This is a genomic window from Chryseobacterium ginsengisoli (genome assembly GCF_039542325.1).
Classification (GTDB): Bacteria; Bacteroidota; Bacteroidia; order Flavobacteriales; family Weeksellaceae; genus Chryseobacterium; species Chryseobacterium ginsengisoli.
This window is the reverse complement of sequence record NZ_BAABHX010000004.1, coordinates 61,723-80,318: the sequence shown is the minus strand read 5'-3', so window position 1 is coordinate 80,318 and position 18,596 is coordinate 61,723. Positions and strand designations below refer to the sequence as shown.

22 protein-coding genes and 1 tRNA gene are annotated in these 18,596 nt (G+C 34.0%); 18 read left to right on the top strand and 5 right to left on the bottom strand.

Annotation, left to right across the window (positions count from 1 at the left end; translation table 11 throughout):
- Window positions 1–790: 790 nt before the first annotated feature.
- Together ABD940_RS13645 and ABD940_RS13640 are read right to left on the bottom strand one after the other, a co-directional pair.
- Window positions 791–949 (bottom strand): hypothetical protein, encoded by a 159-nt coding sequence (locus tag ABD940_RS13645; RefSeq protein WP_345204949.1) that lies wholly within the window; start codon window positions 947–949, stop codon window positions 791–793.
- Between the two features lie 10 nt (window positions 950–959).
- Complete coding sequence (locus ABD940_RS13640) at window positions 960–1,271, bottom strand: hypothetical protein (RefSeq protein WP_345204947.1); 312 nt, start codon at window positions 1,269–1,271, stop codon at window positions 960–962.
- A 340-nt stretch (window positions 1,272–1,611) separates the two neighbouring features.
- Here ABD940_RS13640 and ABD940_RS13635 point away from each other — a divergent pair, with 340 nt between their 5' ends.
- Window positions 1,612–1,809 carry a bacteriocin-like protein gene (locus tag ABD940_RS13635; RefSeq protein WP_345204945.1) on the top strand — a complete coding sequence of 66 codons (198 nt, stop codon included), beginning with the start codon at window positions 1,612–1,614 and terminating at the stop codon, window positions 1,807–1,809.
- 98 nt (window positions 1,810–1,907) lie between these two features.
- Here ABD940_RS13635 and ABD940_RS13630 read toward each other — a convergent pair.
- Together ABD940_RS13630 and mce are read right to left on the bottom strand one after the other, a co-directional pair.
- Window positions 1,908–1,981: transfer RNA gene (locus ABD940_RS13630), tRNA-Ile, on the bottom strand.
- A 62-nt stretch (window positions 1,982–2,043) separates the two neighbouring features.
- Window positions 2,044–2,442, bottom strand: coding sequence for a methylmalonyl-CoA epimerase (mce, locus tag ABD940_RS13625; protein ID WP_345204943.1), 399 nt, complete (start codon window positions 2,440–2,442; stop codon window positions 2,044–2,046).
- A 90-nt stretch (window positions 2,443–2,532) separates the two neighbouring features.
- Here mce and rbfA point away from each other — a divergent pair, with 90 nt between their 5' ends.
- From rbfA to ABD940_RS13575, 10 genes are all read left to right on the top strand, one after another.
- Window positions 2,533–2,892 (top strand): 30S ribosome-binding factor RbfA, encoded by a 360-nt coding sequence (gene rbfA, locus ABD940_RS13620; protein ID WP_345204940.1) that lies wholly within the window; start codon window positions 2,533–2,535, stop codon window positions 2,890–2,892.
- Window positions 2,893–2,895: 3 nt separating this feature from the next.
- Window positions 2,896–4,101 (top strand): ABC transporter permease, encoded by a 1,206-nt coding sequence (locus tag ABD940_RS13615; protein WP_345204937.1) that lies wholly within the window; start codon window positions 2,896–2,898, stop codon window positions 4,099–4,101.
- 48 nt (window positions 4,102–4,149) lie between these two features.
- Window positions 4,150–5,958, top strand: coding sequence for an endonuclease (locus tag ABD940_RS13610; protein WP_345204934.1), 1,809 nt, complete (start codon window positions 4,150–4,152; stop codon window positions 5,956–5,958).
- Window positions 5,959–6,019: 61 nt separating this feature from the next.
- Window positions 6,020–6,757, top strand: a complete 738-nt coding sequence (locus tag ABD940_RS13605) for a shikimate dehydrogenase family protein (RefSeq protein ID WP_345204932.1) — start codon at window positions 6,020–6,022, stop codon at window positions 6,755–6,757.
- Between the two features lie 78 nt (window positions 6,758–6,835).
- Window positions 6,836–8,641: a DUF349 domain-containing protein gene (locus tag ABD940_RS13600; protein WP_345204929.1), complete on the top strand. Its 1,806-nt coding sequence runs from the start codon at window positions 6,836–6,838 to the stop codon at window positions 8,639–8,641.
- A gap of 60 nt (window positions 8,642–8,701) precedes the next feature.
- Window positions 8,702–9,721 (top strand): bifunctional diaminohydroxyphosphoribosylaminopyrimidine deaminase/5-amino-6-(5-phosphoribosylamino)uracil reductase RibD, encoded by a 1,020-nt coding sequence (gene ribD, locus ABD940_RS13595; protein WP_345204927.1) that lies wholly within the window; start codon window positions 8,702–8,704, stop codon window positions 9,719–9,721.
- A gap of 118 nt (window positions 9,722–9,839) precedes the next feature.
- On the top strand, window positions 9,840–10,061 hold the full coding sequence (locus tag ABD940_RS13590; RefSeq protein ID WP_345204925.1) for a hypothetical protein: 222 nt from the start codon (window positions 9,840–9,842) through the stop codon (window positions 10,059–10,061).
- Between the two features lie 264 nt (window positions 10,062–10,325).
- Entirely contained in the window at window positions 10,326–10,517 is a 192-nt protein-coding gene (locus ABD940_RS13585; RefSeq protein ID WP_345204923.1) for a bacteriocin-like protein, read from the top strand.
- A gap of 35 nt (window positions 10,518–10,552) precedes the next feature.
- Window positions 10,553–10,717, top strand: a complete 165-nt coding sequence (locus ABD940_RS13580) for a bacteriocin-like protein (protein ID WP_345204921.1) — start codon at window positions 10,553–10,555, stop codon at window positions 10,715–10,717.
- 126 nt (window positions 10,718–10,843) lie between these two features.
- Window positions 10,844–11,446: an IMPACT family protein gene (locus ABD940_RS13575; RefSeq protein WP_345204919.1), complete on the top strand. Its 603-nt coding sequence runs from the start codon at window positions 10,844–10,846 to the stop codon at window positions 11,444–11,446.
- Here ABD940_RS13575 and ABD940_RS13570 read toward each other — a convergent pair.
- Window positions 11,443–12,132, bottom strand: coding sequence for a zinc metallopeptidase (locus tag ABD940_RS13570; RefSeq protein ID WP_345204917.1), 690 nt, complete (start codon window positions 12,130–12,132; stop codon window positions 11,443–11,445). The two genes, ABD940_RS13575 and ABD940_RS13570, sit on opposite strands and share 4 nt — an antisense overlap.
- Before the next feature lie 105 nt (window positions 12,133–12,237).
- Between ABD940_RS13570 and ABD940_RS13565 the strand changes: the two genes are divergently transcribed.
- The 7 genes from ABD940_RS13565 to nuoF all read left to right on the top strand — a co-directional run bounded on the left by ABD940_RS13565 (window position 12,238) and on the right by nuoF (window position 18,595).
- Window positions 12,238–13,365 carry a GTP cyclohydrolase gene (locus ABD940_RS13565; RefSeq protein ID WP_345204915.1) on the top strand — a complete coding sequence of 376 codons (1,128 nt, stop codon included), beginning with the start codon at window positions 12,238–12,240 and terminating at the stop codon, window positions 13,363–13,365.
- 339 nt (window positions 13,366–13,704) lie between these two features.
- On the top strand, window positions 13,705–14,076 hold the full coding sequence (locus ABD940_RS13560; RefSeq protein WP_047397472.1) for an NADH-quinone oxidoreductase subunit A: 372 nt from the start codon (window positions 13,705–13,707) through the stop codon (window positions 14,074–14,076).
- 101 nt (window positions 14,077–14,177) lie between these two features.
- Window positions 14,178–14,738, top strand: a complete 561-nt coding sequence (locus ABD940_RS13555; RefSeq protein WP_345204911.1) for an NADH-quinone oxidoreductase subunit B — start codon at window positions 14,178–14,180, stop codon at window positions 14,736–14,738.
- A gap of 4 nt (window positions 14,739–14,742) precedes the next feature.
- Window positions 14,743–15,237: an NADH-quinone oxidoreductase subunit C gene (locus tag ABD940_RS13550; RefSeq protein WP_345204909.1), complete on the top strand. Its 495-nt coding sequence runs from the start codon at window positions 14,743–14,745 to the stop codon at window positions 15,235–15,237.
- Between the two features lie 75 nt (window positions 15,238–15,312).
- On the top strand, window positions 15,313–16,536 hold the full coding sequence (locus ABD940_RS13545) for an NADH-quinone oxidoreductase subunit D (protein ID WP_345204906.1): 1,224 nt from the start codon (window positions 15,313–15,315) through the stop codon (window positions 16,534–16,536).
- A gap of 103 nt (window positions 16,537–16,639) precedes the next feature.
- Window positions 16,640–17,149: an NADH-quinone oxidoreductase subunit NuoE family protein gene (locus ABD940_RS13540; RefSeq protein ID WP_034677026.1), complete on the top strand. Its 510-nt coding sequence runs from the start codon at window positions 16,640–16,642 to the stop codon at window positions 17,147–17,149.
- Window positions 17,150–17,236: 87 nt separating this feature from the next.
- Window positions 17,237–18,595: an NADH-quinone oxidoreductase subunit NuoF gene (nuoF, locus tag ABD940_RS13535; protein WP_345204895.1), complete on the top strand. Its 1,359-nt coding sequence runs from the start codon at window positions 17,237–17,239 to the stop codon at window positions 18,593–18,595.
- Window position 18,596 lies beyond the last annotated feature (1 nt).

Genomic DNA, 18,596 nt, shown 5'->3' with positions numbered 1-18,596 from the left:
AAGTTTACAAAATATTTCTCAAACTGATCACATTATACTTTTATAAAATTTCTTAAATTTTAAATAATAAATAAAATCAATCTTGTTTTTTGATGTAATATCGAAGTTTGATTCTTTTTATATCTCACGAGACTCTTTTAGTATAGCGCAAGATACTTTTTATATCAAACTTGATTCTTTTTGTATCTCTCGAGACTCTTTTTGTATCACGCAAGATACTTTTTATATCAAACTTGATTCTTTTTATATCTCGCGAGACTCTTTTAGTATAACGCAAGATACTTTTTATATCAAACTTGATTCTTTTTATATCTCGTGAGACTCTTTTAGTATAACGCAAGATACTTTTTATATCAAATTTGATTCTTTTTATATCTCACGAGACTCTTTTTGTATCACGCTAGACACTTTTTATATCAAACTTGATTCTTTTTATATCTCGCGAGACTCTTTTAGTATAACGCAAGATACTTTTCATACCACATTATCTAAAAATACAAATGAAAGGCACAACGTTTGTTTTTATGAAAATACCATCACATCACAAAATATATTTTTCAAATTACTCCCTGTCATTTTTTTGTCAGGGATTTTTTTTTCAACTGAGCTTTTAATAAATTACAGTTACTCTCTTTAAAACAGAAAAGCATCCTTTCGGATGCTCAGATTTCTGTTTAAATAAATCAAATCATATAAATAGAAAATTCAAGATATAATTTGCGCAAAAAATAGATTAAAGTTTCTTGAAAGATTATATTTAAACAGTTACAGATGAAAAATCAGAGAATGATTATTCTGTAGAAGGCAGTGTCTTATTTCCTTTTCTGGTAAACCTTTGCTTAAGATCATCATACACTGGTTTTGCCGTTACTACACCATTCGTCGCTGCCTGTTTAGACATTCCGTAATACAGCATCGCTGCTACCAATGCTTCACTTCCTGCAAGCATAATAGTATCATCAAGATCCGATGATAGCTGTCTTGCTACGTTGGATATAGGATTTAGCCCTTGTAACTACCGCTTCATCTTTCAGGAACTCCTGCTTATCCATATAGCCGGGAGCAAATTCCGGATTGGTCGTAAGATAGCTTTTCACTTTCTGTACCGTGGCTACGGTTTTATCTCCCATTTTAAAAAGTCCTTTTCTTTCGTCCTTGGTAAGCCCATAAAGATAAGGAGCCAAAAGGGTTTTACACTCCTGAAGTTTCTGTGAAACCTCATCTAAAACAGTTTGTGGAATCTCCACACTGATCTGGTTGTTGGTTGACATATTTTGTGTTTAAAAAATTAAGGATACGAATGTAAATAATCGCAGATATAAAAAAAATTTGAAATGCAGATACTCTTACAATTTCATAAAAGTTGCATTTTTTTATAATTCTTTATAGTAAATTTTTTTTCGAAAATTTTTTATGAACGAAAATTTTTAACATCTCGAGTTTTTTATTTTTTCGATTATGAAATTATTGTGCTGGTCTGTAAAAAAAATTAAAGAAGAGGCGAGATTCTCATTAAAGATTTACCATATTCTTGGTATTTCTTACTGTAAAAAGAGTTTATAATTTAGTCTCCAATTCAAAACTAATTTAAAAAAATTAAAATCAATTATTATGAAAAATTTAAAAAAAATGTCGAGAGAAAGTTTAAAATCTATTAGCGGTGGAATAAATACTCAAACTCCCGGTGACTGGATGTGTGAACCTGGTAAAAAACAAGCAAAATGTGTTGATCCCGATACCGGAGCAACATATTGGCAATGTACACCCAATGGAGATCCAAGATTATGTATGAGAATTATACCGGTTTAAAAAAGTATTTTTTTTTGATAATTTCCTAATGATAGTGATTAGGAGATGTTGAAAATTAAAACCGTAATACTCTTCTTGAGTATTACGGTTTATTATTGTGGTCCCACCTGGGCTCGAACCAGGGACCACCTGATTATGAGTCAGGTGCTCTAACCAACTGAGCTATAGGACCTCAAAATTTGGTTAAATTTTGTGATTGCAAAAATAGCAAAATTTATTTCACTACAAAACTTTTTATTGCTTTTCTTGACAAAGTTCTATCAACACTCCGTTGGTAGACTTAGGATGAAGGAAGACAACCAATTTATTATCAGCACCTTCTTTCGGTTCTTCAGAGATAAAAATAAATCCTTCTTTTTTTAGTCTTTCTATCTCTTCGAGAATATTTTCTACCCCAAAAGCTAAATGATGAATACCCTCTCCTTTTTTATCAATGAATTTTGAGATTGGACTTTCTTCTTTACTCGCTTCCAAAAGTTCGATTTTGCTTTCTCCGGCTGCATAAAATGAAGTTACAACCCCTTCCCTTTCTACAGATTCTTTTTTATAAGACTCTTTTCCCAAAAGTTTTGCAAAAAGTTCATCAGAAACTCCCAAAGATTTTACAGCAATGCCGATATGTTCTAATTTCATAAAATATTAAATAAATTAAGTCGTAAATTTGATACAGTGACCAAATTTCAAAGTATCAATTCAAACAAAAGTACTAAATTTGCAGAAATTATGGAAAGTAACAGACAAAGAAAAGTAGCACAGATTATACAGGAAGATTTCGCAGAACTTTTCCGCAAACAGGCTGCAGAAAGCAAACAAAGCATTTTAGTATCAGTTTCAGACGTGAAAGTGACTGCAGATCTTGGTATTGCCAAAATTTATTTAAGCATATTTCCACAGGAACACCGTAAAGCTGTGATGAAGGAAATTGAAGAAAATAAAGCTCAATACAGAAATTTTATCGGTCAGAAAATGGCAAAACAGGTTCGTGTAATTCCTAATCTTAATTTCTATTTAGATACTGCTCTTGATGATGTTGAAAAATTGGAGAGAGAATTAAGAGGTGAAGGTGACAATCCTATTCTATAAAACTTGAAAAACATTGCATTTTATATAGCATCAAGGTACCTTTTATCAAAAAAAGGGAGCACTGCCGTTACCTTCATTACGTGGTTGGCGGTTGGCGCTATGACGGTTGCCGTTACTGCAATGTTTGTCATTATTTCGGTTTTTTCGGGGCTTGAAGATCTTAATAAAGAGTTGATTTCCAACCTCCATGCAGATCTTACAATTAAAAGCACTTCCGGAAAAACGTTGAAAGATTTTAATAAAATCAATGCAATTTTAAAAAGCAATAAAGAAATAAGCAATTTTTCGAGAGTAATTGAGGAGAAAGTATACATCAATTATAATGGAAAAGGTGACATTGCTTATTTAAGAGGTGTTGACTCCGCTTATACAAAGGTTAATCCTATTAATAAAGACATTTTCTACGGAATTTATCCCAGTTTTCAATATTCCAATGAGGTATTGATGGAAAATTCTTTAGATAACAGATTATCAATTCCTGTGTCTTCTGAAAATGGTTATGCGACGATTTTCATGCCTAAACCCGGAACTGGTATTATTAATAAGGAAGAAGATATTTATAATAAAAAAGACATCCTCGTAACAGGAGTTTTCCCAGGAAAAGACCAGTTGGACAATTATATTATTTCTCCGATTGAATTAACGGAAGAATTATTATCCTTACCAAAACATTCCGCTTATCAGATTGTTATTAAATTAAAAAATCCTGATAATACAGATACTGTAAAGCAACAACTGATTTCATCTTTAGGCAAAAATATTACAATCAAAACCAAAGAAGAAGAAAATGCAGCCTTCTGGAAGATGATCAATACCGAAAAATTATTTATTTATTTAATTTTCGCTTTGGTTATTTTCATTACTACTTTTAATTTGGCGGGAGCAATTATTATTTTACAATTAGATAAAAAAGAACAGGCAAAATCTTTGGTTTCATTAGGATTTCCTCTAAGTCATTTAAGACAGGTTTATTTCTACACAGGAATTTTAATTGTCGTTTTAGGAATTATTTCAGGATTGATTTTAGGAACAGGGCTTTGCTACTTCCAGCAATATACAGAATTCTTCAAAGCAAACGAAACATTGCCTTTCCCTGTAAAAATTGTCGGTAAAAATTATTTAATTGTTGCGATTACTGCATCAGCATTTGGATTTGCAATTTCCTGGGCATTTTCAAAAATCGGGAAAGATTACATTACCAAAAGTTAACACCATACCCATTCATTTTTTCGTACCTTTGCGTCCCAATTTTTAAAAATGAAACGTACATTATTCTCTTTACTAATGAGTTTTGCCTTTATCAGTGCATTTGCTCAGATTCCTACGGGATATTACGACGGAACTGCAGGTCTTTCCGGAGCTGCTTTAAAAACTAAACTTAAACAAATTATTACGAATGGTCATGTTGATCATGGATATAATGGTTTGTATACTGGTTATCAAACGACTGACCGCGATAATATCGCTGGAATTCCAGGATTGGAAAATGACAACACAATTTTAGATATTTATTCTGAAAACCCGAATGGGACAGATCCTTATTCCTACAGTTATCCTGGTGCACAATGTGGAAATTATAATAGTGAAGGAGATTGCTACAATAGAGAGCACATTGTACCTCAAAGTTTATTCAGCAGTAATGCTCCCATGGTTTCTGATATTCATTTTATCAGACCGACCGATGGAAAAGTAAACGGAATGAGATCAAACTATCCTTTCGGAAAAGTAGGTCCTACGTCTTACACTTCTCAAAACGGTTCAAAATTAGGAACTTCTGTTTCTCCGGGATATTCGGGAATTGTTTTCGAACCGGTTGATGCTTTCAAAGGAGATGTTGCAAGAATGATCCTGTATTTCGTAACAAGATACGAAACTCAGCTTTCAGGTTTTGGAACAGGAAATATGTTGGGAGGTTCTTCTTTCCCGGGATTACAGGCTTGGGAACTTAATCAGTTGTTAGCTTGGAATACTGCAGACCCGGTTTCTGCAACTGAAATTGCAAGAAATAATGCTTCATATGCTTATCAAGGAAACAGAAATCCATATATCGATCACCCTGAATATGTTGATCAGATTTGGGGATCTCCGGTAGTTGATACTCAAGCTCCGACAGCTGCTACAAATTTAGCAACAAACAACCCTACTTCAAATACTATTTCATTAAGCTGGACTGCTGCTACAGATAATATTGGTGTAACTGGCTATCAAATTTATGTAAACGGTGTTTTATATTCTACTGTTACAGGTACTACAGCAACAGTTTCAGGACTAAATCCATCTGCAACTTATAATTTCTATGTTATCGCTCAAGATGCTGCAGGAAATTCTTCTCCACAAAGCAACACAGCGACAGGAACTACACTTGCGGGAGGACAGCCGGGAGGAAGTTGCGGAACAGAAGATTTTTCAAATATTCCGGCAAGCGCTTCTAGTTATGCAACACAAACTTGGACAAGTAATAATATAACTTGGACAGCGACTGACGCAAGAACAGACCAAAATATAAACGGAACCGGAGATAAAGCAATCACAATAAGAAACGGAAGCTTAACCAGTTCTACAATTTCTGGCGGAATCCAAAGTTTAACTGTAAAAGCACAATTGAAATTTTCAGGTAGTGCAAGTAACTTAAATCTTCAAATCAATGGTGTAACAGTGGGTACAATTCCGTACACTTCTACTTCAACTGCTGCAGTTACTATTAACAATATTAATGTAAGCGGAAACGTTGTAATCAGTCTTGTAAACCCTGTAACAGATAACAGAATTGCAATTGATGATTTAAGCTGGACTTGTTATACAGGTTCTTTAGGAACTGTTGAATCATCAAAAGATAAAGCAGGTTTCTCAATTTACCCTAATCCTGTAAGAAACAACGAATTATTTGTAAAAGGTGAAAACTTAAGTAAAATTTCAAAAGCTCAGATCTACGATTTCTCAGGAAAACTGATCGAAACTATTGAAAATCCTTTCAAAAATTCTAATAAAATCAATCTTAAAGGTTTAGTAAAAGGAAATTATATCTTAAAAACAGATTCTTTCTCTACCAAATTTATTGTAGACTAAAACTTAAAAAATATTTTAACTAAAGACCGGTTTTTTCCGGTCTTTTTTTTATTTTTATACTATGGATTCCAATAAAAAATTAGGCTTGATCGGAAGAAATATTTCTTATTCTTTTTCGAAAAAATTCTTTGAAGACAAATTCCAAAAACTAATGTTGAAAGGCTATTCTTACAACATTTTTGATTTAACGGAAATCAATGAGGTTGAAAATCTTTTTTCTACTCCTGAATTATTAGGTTTCAATGTTACGATTCCTTACAAAGAAAAAATCATTGATTATTTGGATGAATTAAGCGATGAAGCAGAAAAAATTGGTGCCGTAAATTGTGTTTTGATTGAAAACGGTAAAAAAAGAGGCTATAATACGGATGCTTTCGGTTTTGAAAAAACATTCCTTCTTCACAGGAAACCCCATCATGATTCTGCCTTAATTTTAGGAAACGGCGGTGCTGCAAAAGCTGTAAAATATGTTTTGGATAAACATGGAATTCCTTCGATCACAGTTTCAAGGAATACAGAGATCAATTACGATAATTTGGATAAAGAAACGGTAGAAAATCATAAAATTATCATTCAATGTACTCCGGTCGGAACTTTCCCGAATGTAGAAGAATGTCTGAATTTTCCTTTTGAAGGACTTTCTAAAAATCATCTAATTATAGATCTAATCTACAATCCAAACTATACACAATTCATCATAAAAGCCTCTGAAAAAGGAGCAAAAACAGTGAATGGATATTACATGCTTGAGCAGCAAGCAGAAAAAGCTTGGGAAATTTGGAATTTTCAAAAAAAATAACATAAATTAGTACTATATTTGGCTTTTTAACTATATATTTAGGGGATATTTTAATGCCACTCACATAAACGATTTGCTATGATTACAGAAAACAACCTTTCTGAGAACGAGGAAAACAAAAACTCCAACGAAGTACCTCAAGAAGAAACATCAGAAAATGTCGTATCTCACGATGAAAACACTCATAATATTGAGGCTGAACATGAAGAGGAACAAGCAGATGTAGACATTTCTCTTGCTGATGCCCTTAAGGAAATGGAAAAGATCATCAATGCTCCGAATGCAGGTGAGGATTTCAAAACATTCAACCAGTTAAAAGAGAAAGCAAGTCATTATATTCATGATGAAGTGGAAGACAAAAAACATGAATATGTAGAAGCCGGAAATCCAGCTGAAAATTTCAGTTATGAACATCCTTCACAGGCAAAGTTCTCAGCTTTGGTGAATATTTTCAGAGAAAAGCACGACACTTACCAAAAAGGACAGGAAGAAGAGCAGAAGAAAAATTTGGAACACCGTCAAAGCATTATTGAAAGGCTTAAAAATCTTTATACAAACTCAGAGCCCGGAACCAACCTTTTCAAATCTATAAGAGAAGTAAAGGAAGACTGGTCTAATGCAGGTCAGGTTGCAAAGTCTGAATTCAAAATTCTTAATAATAACTATTTCCACCATTTGAATCAATTTTATCAGATGCTGGATCTTAATAAAGAATTTCTGGAACAGGAATACAGCCACAATCTTGAGAAAAGGCAACATATTATCGAGCGTGCAAAACAGCTTGAACATGAGCCTGTAATTCAAAAAGCATTAAACGAACTGCAATATCTTCACAAACTTTGGAAAGAAGAGGCAGAACCTGTTTCAGAAGAATTCCGTGAAAAAACATGGGAAGAATTCAAAGAAATTTCCAACAAAATTCACGAAAGAAAATCTGAACTTTCTGCTGCAATTGAAACTGAGCAAAACCAAAATCTTGAAAAGAAAAATCAGATCATTGCTGAGATTAAGAAACTTTCTGAGCCATCTGAAACGCCAAATCATAATTATTGGCAAAACTCGATCCGAAGAGTTGAAGATCTTCGTTCAGAATTCCTGAAAACGGGAAGCGTTCCAAGAAAACTTTCAAATCAGAACTGGAACGAATTCAAAACAATTCTAAGAGCTTTCAATACAACAAAAAATACGTATTATAAATCTTTAAAAGGTTCTCAACAGGCTAATTTGGAGGAAAAATTAAAATTAATCCAAACTGCACAGGATAATGCCAATAACGAAGAATGGGACATTGCTGTTCCGTTGTTCAAAAAACTTCAGGAAGACTGGAAAAAAATTGGACATGTTCCAAAGAGCATGACGAACAAAATCTGGGATGAATTCCGTGACGCTTGTAACGCTTTCTTCAACAATTACAGAGAAAAAAGCAATGCTTCTACCGATAACTGGAAAGAAAATTACAAGAATAAAAAAGCTATTCTTGACGAATTGAAAACTGTTACCGACGAAGAAGGAAGTGTCGAAAAAATTGAAGCTATCAAAACAGCCTGGAATAATATTGGAAAAGTTCCGAGGGATAAAATTGCGATCAATACAGAATTCAACAAAACGTTGAGAGAAAAACTTAGACTAAACAAAATCAATGAGTTAGAACTTAAAGAAGAAGGTTTATCTGAAAATCAGCTGACTGATAAAGCAAGAAAAATCAAGAGCCAAATCTCTGATCTTGAAGCTGAAATCGTGAAATTGGAAAACAATTTAGCATTCTTCAAAAATCCATCAAGAGAAAATCTTTTACTGAAAGATACTTTTAATTCGATCGATGAGAAAAAAGCTCATTTGGAAACTTTAAAACAAAATCTTCACAATATTATTGCTGGAGAATAATATAATTTTAAAATCTAAAAAGGCGGAGCAAAGTAATTTGTCTTCGCTTTTTTCATTAATATGCAAGACGAATTTTACATAAAAAGATGTATTGAGTTAGCTCAAAAAGCGATTGGTAAAACCTATCCGAATCCTTTGGTAGGAAGTGTGATTGTTCACAACGATAAAATCATTGGTGAAGGTTATCATCACAAAGCCGGAGAAAATCACGCAGAAATCAACGCTATTAATTCTGTTAAAGACAAGTCTTTGATTCCTGAATCTACTATTTACGTTTCTTTGGAACCTTGTGCACATTACGGAAAAACTCCGCCTTGCGCATTGAAAATTAAGGAATTAGGTTTCAAAAAAGTAGTGATTGGAGCAATGGATTCTCATGACAAAGTGAACGGAAAAGGCAAAAAAATTATTCAGGATGCAGGAATTGAAGCTGTTTCAGGAGTTTTGGAAAAAGAATGCGTTGAATTAAACAAAAGATTTTTCACCTATCACGAAAAGAAAAGACCATATATTATTTTAAAATGGGCAGAATCCGGTGATGGATTTTTAGATAAGGATTTCAAACCTACTTCGATTTCCAATGGTTTGGTGAATCAATTTGTTCATCAATTAAGAGCCAATGAACATGCAATTTTAGTCGGCACACAAACTGCGCTAAATGACAATCCGAGTTTAACCGTAAGAAATGTTGAAGGTGTAAATCCTGTGAGAATTTTAATTGATTTTAATTTGAAAGTTTCTCAAGATTTCAGCATTTATAATAAAGAATCTAAGACAATTGTTATCAATTCAATTAAAGAAGAAATTCAGGAGAATATTTATTTTATTAAAATTGATAAAGAAAATTTTCTGACAGGTTTAATGAATGTTTTATATAAGGAACAAATTCAGTCTGTAATTATTGAAGGCGGAAGATTTACTTTGCAACAATTTATTGATGAAAATCTTTGGGATGAGGTCATTATTATTAAAAATGAAAATTTGAAACTTGAAAACGGAACAAAAGCTCCTGAATTTAATTTTAAGCCTAACAAAATTTTGAATTTCAGAAATAATATTATTGAAAAATATATTAAATAGTTGATGCAATAAAATGAATTTCATAAAATTTGAATTTAACATAAGAAAATAATACAATTTTATCAAGCCTTACATGTAAATAATTCATTAATTTGTTATACAAATCAAAACAATTATTATGAAAAATTTAAAAAATGTAAAAGGCGCAAAAATGCTTACAAGAAATGATCAAAAATCAATTATTGGAGGATTCAACCAATGTGGTGCAGCATGGCTACCGAATCAAGGATGCGGACCAAATCAATGCTGTATAGGAAGTGCTTGTCATCCTATTTCAGATGCCGGTCAACACTGGGGATTATGCAACCCTCCTGTGGAGCCACCATGTTGTGAAGACTAGCTAATATTATAAATTAGTATATCTGAACAATACAAATCAGAGAGAAAAATTCGATTTCAATAATCCTTCTTTTCAAATATTTATCAAATAAATGTTGAAAAGAAGGATTTTCATTTATTATAAATCATAATTTTATAAAAATGAATTGAAAATATTGCACTTGAAAATTATCTGATCATTTACCATGTTTATGGTATTTCCTTTACAGAAAAAAGTTCCGATTTTAGTTTTAATAAAACAGATAAACAAATTAAAACTTTAATTATGAAAAATCTAAGAAAATTATCTAAACAGGAATTAAAATCTGTAAACGGAGGAATCGTTAATTGTCCAAATATTTCAATGTATGGATATCCTACACCAAAATGTCCATGTAACCCACATACTCAAATTGAATGTAATGGACAATGTGTTCCTAAAGGACAATTGTGCCCTACTCCACCAATTGGAGGCTAAATTTTAACTAAAACAAATCTAGAAATATTAAAATTATGAAAAATCTAAAAAAACTTCGAAGAGAGGAATTAAAAAATGTGGCAGGAGGAATGGCTCCAAGATGCTGTTCTTATTATCCTCCAAATTTACAGAGATGCTGCGCAACGCCATCAAGTATGAGCTGTCCACCACCTTGGGTAGATGGCGCTTTTCCGTGTTAATAAAATGATAAGAGAGCTTTAACGGTTCTCTTTTTTTGTGTAGCATTCTTAAGTTTGTCTCTCAAAAAAGCTTTAACTTTGAAAATTAATTCTAAAATCAAAGCGCAAACAGCTTCTTTATAACATATGTTCAATTTTAAAACGATAGAATCTCCGGTAGAAAATACTTTATTAAAAGAAAAAGGGAGCAAATTTATCGGGTTTGCTTTTCCCGTGAACAATGAGAAAGAACTTAAAAACGCTTTGGAGAAAATCCGTAGTGAACATCCTAAAGCAACACATCATTGCTATGCTTTCAGAATAGGTTTGAATGGTGAAAATTACCGTGCCAATGACGATGGTGAACCTTCCGGAAGTGCCGGTTTACCAATTTACAATCAATTATTAGCCAATGAAATCACAAATGTTCTGGTTATTTCCGTTCGATATTATGGCGGAACAAAATTAGGTGTTTCTGGTTTGGTGAAAGCTTATAAAGAGTGTGCAAAAATTACCTTGGAAGAGGCTACTATTATTACCAAAGAACTTGAAACTGAAATTGAAATTCAGTTTAATTTTAATCAACAAAATACTATTTTCACTTTACTTTCAAAATATGATGCTAAAGTTTTGAATTTTGATGCTAATGAAAACTGCATTGTTACTGCATCTTTAAAACTTTCACAAAAAGAAAGCATCTCAGAAAAGCTTTCCGAGATGCAATATATTTCTTTTGAATTTCAAGATTAATTTCTTCTTCCGCCCATCAGTATAGACAACCAATAAAGAAGCTGTACTAAAGATCCTAAAGCTGCGACAACATAAGTTCTTGCCGCCCATTTCAAACTGTCCTGAACTCCTACAAACTCTTCAGAAGTTACCGTTCCTGTATCTTTCAGCCATTTCATTGCTCTGTTACTTGCATCATACTCCACCGGAAGCGTCACAAAAGCGAAAAGCGTTGTTACAGCGAACATAATAACACCAATTGCCAATACCAGTTTATTTCCGCTCATTGCCATTACCAAAATACCTCCCATGATAATAAACTGCATCAGATTTGAACTATATTCCACTACCGGAACCAACTTTGAACGTAACTGAAGCATAGAATATCCAACTTTATGTTGTACAGCATGACCGCACTCGTGAGCAGCAACAGCTGCAGAAGCAGCATTTCTTTGCATATAAACCGCTTCAGAAAGATTCACTGTTTTATTTGCAGGATTATAATGATCTGTTAATTGTCCAGGAACAGAAATTACCTGAACATCATTAATTCCGTTATCTCTTAACATTTTCTCTGCCACCTCTTTCCCGGAAAGTCCGTTTCGAAGGTGTACTTTGGAATAATATTCAAATTTCGATTTTAATTTCCATGAGACGTACCAGCTCACAGCCATCGAAAGTATAATAATCAAATAATAACCACCCATCTTAATAACTTTATAATATATTTTTCACCCGATATGATGTAAAAACTATGCCAAAGTTTTCCTTTTAATTATTTATATTTGCTATAAAAATCGTCCGTAAACACTATGTCAAACGTTTCAGTAATCGAAGTAAAAAACCAAAACGAATTAAAACAATTTATAAGGTTTCCGATGGATCTCTATAAAAACAACCCTTATTATGTTCCTTCTTTTATTAAGGATGAATATAAAATTTGGGATGCAAAAGAAAATCCAGCTTTAAATTATTCAGAATCCAAACAATATCTTGCTCTTAAAAACAATAAAGTGGTCGGCAGAATTGCTGTAATCATCAATCATAAAGAAGAAAATGAGTTAGGCATTAAAAAAGTACGTTTCGGATGGATTGATTTTATTGATGATAAAGAAGTTTCTGCAGCTCTGATTCAGAAAGCAATTGATTACGCTAAAGAACATAAGGTAAATAAAATTGAAGGTCCGATGGGTTTTACCAATCTTGATAAAGCCGGAATGCTTACAATGGGATTCGAAAAACTGGCAACAATGATTGGGATTTACAATTATGAATATTATCCTAAACACATTGAAGATCTTGGCTTGGTAAAAGAAAAAGAATGGGTAGAATTTGAAATGAATTTCCCAAAGATTTTGCCTGAAAAAGTAGAAAAATTCAGTGGATTGATTGCTCAGAAATATAAGCTTAAAGTTCTGCATTTTAATTCTAAAGAAGAGATCTTACCTTTTGTAGAGCCAATGTTCAAATTATTGGATGAAACTTACAAGCATCTTTCAACGTATACTCCGATTTCAGAGGAACAAATAAAGACTTATAAAGAGAAATATTTCCCCTTCATTGACAAAAACTATGTAATCTGTGTCGTTGATGAAAATAACGAATTAGTTTCTTTTGCCATTACAATGCCTTCATACTCAAAAGCTTTACAAAAATCTAAAGGAAAACTATTTCCATTCGGATGGTGGCATTTTTTACAAGCAAGTAAGAAAAATGATCGTGCTAATTTTTACCTTATCGGAATTCATCCGGAATATCAAAGACGTGGCGTAACGGCAATTATTTTTAAAGAAATTTTCGTAAGATTTACAAGCATGGGAATCGATTTCGCCGAAACCAACCCTGAATTGGAGGAAAACAAAAGCGTTCAGGTTCTTTGGCAGGATTACAATCCTGTAAATCATAAAAGAAGAAGAACCTACTCTTTGGAAATTAAATAAATTTCATCATTAAAAATCAGACTTATCTGTAAGTTTTATCTATGAAGCCACATCTTATTGTTTTTGGCATTTTAATCGCCGGATTTATCATTTATAATCTTTTTTTTCAGCTAGAAGACGAAAGAACGAATACTGCTGTTAATATAATTTATGCAAGTGTTCTTTTTGGGTATATTTCTTTTATGGCGTATTCTTTAATCAGAAAAATGAAGAAATAATTGTTATTTTTATTGATTCTAAATTGCTATTTTTTCCTATTTTAATCCCACTTTTAAGCTGATTAATTTCATGCTTTCTTGTTTATTCGCTAAATTTGCAAATTGAGATAATAATGCAAAAATGAATTTACCTGAAAGTTATATTCCAATCCTATTACAGGCAGGTGTTGCGATAGCATTCGTAGCAGTTTCTTTGCTTGGAGCGCATTTTTTAGGACCGAAACAGAAAAAAGGAAATTCTGTGAAAAACCAAAGCTGGGAATGTGGAGTCCCGGTAGAAGGAAATGCAAGAACACCGTTTTCCATTAAATACTTTTTGACTGCGGTATTATTCGTACTATTCGATATTGAAATCGTATTTTTTTATCCTTACGCTGTAAACTTCAGAGAATTCGGAATGGAAGGATTCCTGGCTGTACTTATGTTCGTGGCGATTTTTTTCATGGCGTTTTTCTATGTCTGGAAGCGTGGCGCACTAGATTGGGATAAATAAAAATTTTAAATTAAAAATTACAAGTTTTAGATGATGATTTTCAATTAAAGTTAACATTAACAACAATTTAGAATCTAATTTAAAATCTAAAATCTACTAAAATGTCAGATAACAAACCAGTAATAAGAACAGATGCACCTGCTCCGGAAGGATTTGAAGGAGAAGGGTTTTTCGCAACGAAACTGAGCAGTGTAATCGGTATGGCTAGAAAGTTTTCGCTTTGGCCTTTACCTTTTGCTACCTCTTGTTGTGGTATCGAGTTTATGGCTACCCTGAACCCGACGTATGATGCTTCAAGATTTGGTATGGAAAGAAACTCTTTCTCACCAAGACAGGCAGATTTACTGATGGTTTGCGGAACTATATCTAAGAAATTAGGACCTGTCCTAAAAGAAGTTTACACTCAGATGGCAGAGCCGAAATGGGTGGTTGCAGTTGGAGCTTGTGCTTCCAGCGGTGGTATTTTTGATACTTATTCTGTATTACAAGGAATCGATAAAATTATCCCTGTTGACGTTTACGTTCCCGGATGTCCTCCAAGACCGGAGCAGATTATCGAAGGTGTAATGCAGGTTCAGGCTCTTACAGAAAGCGAAAGCATCAGAAGAAGAGATATGCCTGAATACCAGAAATTATTAGATTCTTACAATATAAGCAACTAACGGAATGACAAACGAATTTGTATTAGAAGCAATCACAAGAGAATTTCCGGAGTCTGTAATCTCTAGTTCAGAGCCTTATGGAATGTTGACAATCGAAGTGAAGAAAGATGATATCAAAAAGATCATTCATTATTTGAAGGATTCATCATTGGAATTTAATTTCCTTACAGACATTTGTGGAATTCATTACCCAGAATTTCCGGATAAAGAAATTGGCGTTGTTTATCATTTGCATAATATGATGGCTAATTTCAGATTGCGTCTTAAAATCTTTATGTCCAGAGAAAATATCGAAGTTGATTCCTTAGTAGAATTATACGCAGGAGCCAACTGGATGGAAAGAGAAACTTTTGATTTCTACGGAATCAAATTTAAAGGACATCCTGATCTTAGAGCTATTTTAAATATGGAAGATCTTGGATACCACCCAATGTTGAAGGAATATCGTTTGGAAGACGGCACAAGAACCGACAAGAACGATAGTATGTTTGGAAGATAAAATATAATGCAATAAGCAGTAAGCAGCAAGCAATAAGCTTAAAGCCTAAAGCCTATAGCCTAAAGCATTTAAATTATGAAAGATAACTCATTATCTAATATACTAAACCAGTACGAAAGTAAGGAACAAATTGACGGTCAACTTTATACCCTTAATTTAGGACCAACTCACCCTGCAACGCACGGGATTTTCCAGAATATCTTAACGATGGACGGAGAAAGAATCCTTCATGCTGAGCAGACTGTTGGATATATCCACAGAGCATTTGAGAAAATTTCTGAAAGAAGAAACTATTCTCAGATTACTACCCTTACCGACCGTATGAATTACTGTTCTGCACCGATCAATAATTTAGGTTGGCACATGACAGTTGAGAAGCTGATTGGTGTTAAAGTTCCTAAACGTGTAGATTATATGCGTGTAATTTTAATGGAATTAGCAAGAATCGGTGACCACCTTATTTGCAATGGTGTAACCGGAATGGACTCCGGAGCAATTACCGGTCTTACTTATATGTTTATCGAAAGAGAACGTATTTATGATATGTACGAACAGATCTGTGGAGCAAGAATGACAACAAATATGGGAAGAATCGGAGGTTTTGAAAGAGATTTCACTCCAAAATTCCATGAGTTATTAAAGGATTTCCTTAAGACTTTCCCGGCAAGATTTAAAGAATTCTGTACTTTATTAGAAAGAAACAGAATTTTCATGGACAGAACCATCGGAGCAGGAGCAATTTCTGCGGAAAGAGCATTAAGCTATGGTTTCACAGGTCCGAATTTACGTGCAGCAGGTGTAGATTATGACGTAAGAGTTGCACAACCTTATTCTTCTTATGAAGATTTCGATTTTATTATTCCGGTAGGAACTGCAGGTGACACTTACGACCGTTTCATGGTCCGTCAGCAGGAAATCTGGGAATCACTTAAAATTATCAACCAAGCATATGACAATCTTCCAGAAGGACCATTCCACGCGGATGTTCCTGATTTCTATCTTCCTGAAAAGGCAGATGTTTATCAAAAAATGGAAGCTTTGATTTACCATTTCAAAATCGTAATGGGAGAAACAGATGTGCCTAAAGGTGAAGTTTACCACGCTGTAGAAGGTGGAAACGGAGAATTAGGATTCTATTTAGTGAGTGATGGTGGAAGAAGTCCTTACAGACTACACTTCAGAAGACCATGTTTTATCTACTACCAAGCTTATCCTGAGATGATTACAGGTTCTGTAATTTCTGATGCGATTGTAACGATGTGTAGTATGAATATTATTGCGGGAGAATTAGACGCATAAAAAGAAGACGTCGGACATCAGATTTAGATGTTAGACTCTTCGCTTTATATATAAATTTAAAATCTGATGTCTGAAATCTGGCATCTGAAATCTTAGATAAAAAATGAGCGAAACAATAGCTTTTAAACCGGAAAGTTTAGCACAGGTACATAAAATCATGGCGAGATATCCTGAAGGCAGACAAAAATCTGCTCTTCTTCCTGTTCTACACATAGCACAGAAAGAATTCGGAGGATGGTTAGACGTTCCAGTGATGGATTATGTTGCAGAATTATTGAGTATCAAGCCAATTGAAGTATATGAAGTGGCAACTTTCTATACCATGTTCAATATGAAGCCGGTTGGTAAATATGTTTTGGAGGTTTGCAGAACGGGACCTTGCATGGTTTGCGGGAGCGAAAAAATTCTTGACCATATCAGAACGAAACTAAACATTAAGGACGGACAAACTACTGAAGACGGAATGTTCACATTAAAACCTGCTGAATGTCTTGGTGCTTGTGGATATGCTCCAATGATGCAGTTAGGAAAATTCTTTCATGAAAATTTAACGATAGAAAAAGTTGACGAAATCCTTGATCTTTGCAGAGAAGGACAAGTTGATTTGGGTTAAATAAATTTTAAACTAATTAAAAAAGGCGCAAAGCTCTCACACTAAGCTTGCCGAAGTGTAGAAGCCATCCGCTAAAAGCATATTAAAATGAGTAAAAAACTTTTACTTAAAGACGCACATATAGAAGGTATCCGCTACTTTGAAACGTACCGTAAACAGGGAGGTTACACAGCAGCTGAAAAAGCCTTGAAAATGACACCCGAAGAAATTCTTGAAGAAGTAAAGGTTTCAGGACTTCGTGGACGTGGTGGAGCTGGATTCCCAACTGGGATGAAATGGAGCTTTTTGGCAAAACCGGAAGGCGTTCCAAGACACTTGGTAGTGAATGCCGATGAATCTGAACCGGGAACTTTCAAAGACAGATATCTGATGGAGTTTCTTCCACATTTATTGATTGAAGGAATGCTAATTTCATCTTATACTTTAGGTTCAAATGTTTCTTATATCTACATCCGTGGAGAATATTCTTGGATTCCGGATATTTTGGAAGAAGCTATTGAAGAAGCTAAAGCAGCAGGATTTTTAGGTAAAAATATTTTAGGAACTGGTTTCGACTGTGAAATTTACGTTCAAAGAGGAGGTGGAGCATATATTTGCGGTGAAGAAACTGCATTGCTTGAATCTCTTGAAGGTAAAAGAGGAAATCCGAGACTTAAACCGCCATTCCCAGCTGTAAAAGGACTTTGGGAAAGACCAACGGTAGTAAATAACGTTGAATCTATTGCGGCAATCGTTCCAATCATTGATATTACAGGAGCTGAATATGCTAAAATCGGAGTTGGAAGATCTACAGGTACGAAATTAATTTCTGCTTGTGGAAACATCAATAAACCAGGAGTTTATGAAATCGATATGACAATTACTGTTGAAGAATTCATTTACTCTGAAGAATATTGCGGCGGAATTAAAGACGGAAAAAGATTAAAAGCTTGTATCCCTGGAGGAAGCTCAGTTCCGATTGTTCCTGCTAATTTATTATTAAAAACCGTAAACGGAGAACCAAGATACATGAACTATGAATCATTAGCAGACGGCGGTTTCGCTACTGGAACTATGATGGGTTCAGGAGGTTTCATCGTACTGGATGAAGACCAGTGTATCGTAGATCATACCATGACTTTGGCGAGATTTTACAATCACGAAAGTTGCGGACAATGTACTCCTTGCCGTGAAGGAACGGGTTGGATGTACAAGATTTTAAAGAAAATCGAGAAAGGAGAAGGAAAAATGGAAGATATCGATCTACTTTGGGATATTCAGAGAAAAATCGAAGGAAACACGATTTGTCCATTGGGTGATGCAGCGGCTTGGCCTGTTGCAGCGGCTATTCGTCACTTCAGAGATGAGTTCGAATGGCACATTAAAAACCCAGAATTGTCTCAGACACAAAATTACGGATTAGCACATTATGCAGATCCAATCCCTGCGGTAGAGAATAATGCTTAGA

Excerpts from the sequence above, each read along its gene's own strand:
- ABD940_RS13590 (WP_345204925.1), top strand. The coding sequence starts at position 9,840 with ATGAAAAATTTAAAAAATGTAAAAGGCGCAAAAATGCTTACAAGAAAT.
- ribD (WP_345204927.1), top strand. The coding sequence starts at position 8,702 with ATGCAAGACGAATTTTACATAAAAAGATGTATTGAGTTAGCTCAAAAA.
- mce (WP_345204943.1), bottom strand. The coding sequence starts at position 2,442 with ATGAAATTAGAACATATCGGCATTGCTGTAAAATCTTTGGGAGTTTCT.
- nuoF (WP_345204895.1), top strand. The coding sequence starts at position 17,237 with ATGAGTAAAAAACTTTTACTTAAAGACGCACATATAGAAGGTATCCGC.
- ABD940_RS13560 (WP_047397472.1), top strand. The coding sequence starts at position 13,705 with ATGAATTTACCTGAAAGTTATATTCCAATCCTATTACAGGCAGGTGTT.
- ABD940_RS13570 (WP_345204917.1), bottom strand. The coding sequence starts at position 12,132 with ATGGGTGGTTATTATTTGATTATTATACTTTCGATGGCTGTGAGCTGG.
- ABD940_RS13635 (WP_345204945.1), top strand. The coding sequence starts at position 1,612 with ATGAAAAATTTAAAAAAAATGTCGAGAGAAAGTTTAAAATCTATTAGC.
- ABD940_RS13550 (WP_345204909.1), top strand. The coding sequence starts at position 14,743 with ATGACAAACGAATTTGTATTAGAAGCAATCACAAGAGAATTTCCGGAG.
- ABD940_RS13540 (WP_034677026.1), top strand. The coding sequence starts at position 16,640 with ATGAGCGAAACAATAGCTTTTAAACCGGAAAGTTTAGCACAGGTACAT.
- ABD940_RS13600 (WP_345204929.1), top strand. The coding sequence starts at position 6,836 with ATGATTACAGAAAACAACCTTTCTGAGAACGAGGAAAACAAAAACTCC.
- ABD940_RS13575 (WP_345204919.1), top strand. The coding sequence starts at position 10,844 with ATGTTCAATTTTAAAACGATAGAATCTCCGGTAGAAAATACTTTATTA.
- ABD940_RS13585 (WP_345204923.1), top strand. The coding sequence starts at position 10,326 with ATGAAAAATCTAAGAAAATTATCTAAACAGGAATTAAAATCTGTAAAC.
- ABD940_RS13545 (WP_345204906.1), top strand. The coding sequence starts at position 15,313 with ATGAAAGATAACTCATTATCTAATATACTAAACCAGTACGAAAGTAAG.
- rbfA (WP_345204940.1), top strand. The coding sequence starts at position 2,533 with ATGGAAAGTAACAGACAAAGAAAAGTAGCACAGATTATACAGGAAGAT.
- ABD940_RS13645 (WP_345204949.1), bottom strand. The coding sequence starts at position 949 with ATGCTTGCAGGAAGTGAAGCATTGGTAGCAGCGATGCTGTATTACGGA.
- ABD940_RS13580 (WP_345204921.1), top strand. The coding sequence starts at position 10,553 with ATGAAAAATCTAAAAAAACTTCGAAGAGAGGAATTAAAAAATGTGGCA.
- ABD940_RS13605 (WP_345204932.1), top strand. The coding sequence starts at position 6,020 with ATGGATTCCAATAAAAAATTAGGCTTGATCGGAAGAAATATTTCTTAT.
- ABD940_RS13565 (WP_345204915.1), top strand. The coding sequence starts at position 12,238 with ATGTCAAACGTTTCAGTAATCGAAGTAAAAAACCAAAACGAATTAAAA.
- ABD940_RS13555 (WP_345204911.1), top strand. The coding sequence starts at position 14,178 with ATGTCAGATAACAAACCAGTAATAAGAACAGATGCACCTGCTCCGGAA.
- ABD940_RS13640 (WP_345204947.1), bottom strand. The coding sequence starts at position 1,271 with ATGTCAACCAACAACCAGATCAGTGTGGAGATTCCACAAACTGTTTTA.
- ABD940_RS13610 (WP_345204934.1), top strand. The coding sequence starts at position 4,150 with ATGAAACGTACATTATTCTCTTTACTAATGAGTTTTGCCTTTATCAGT.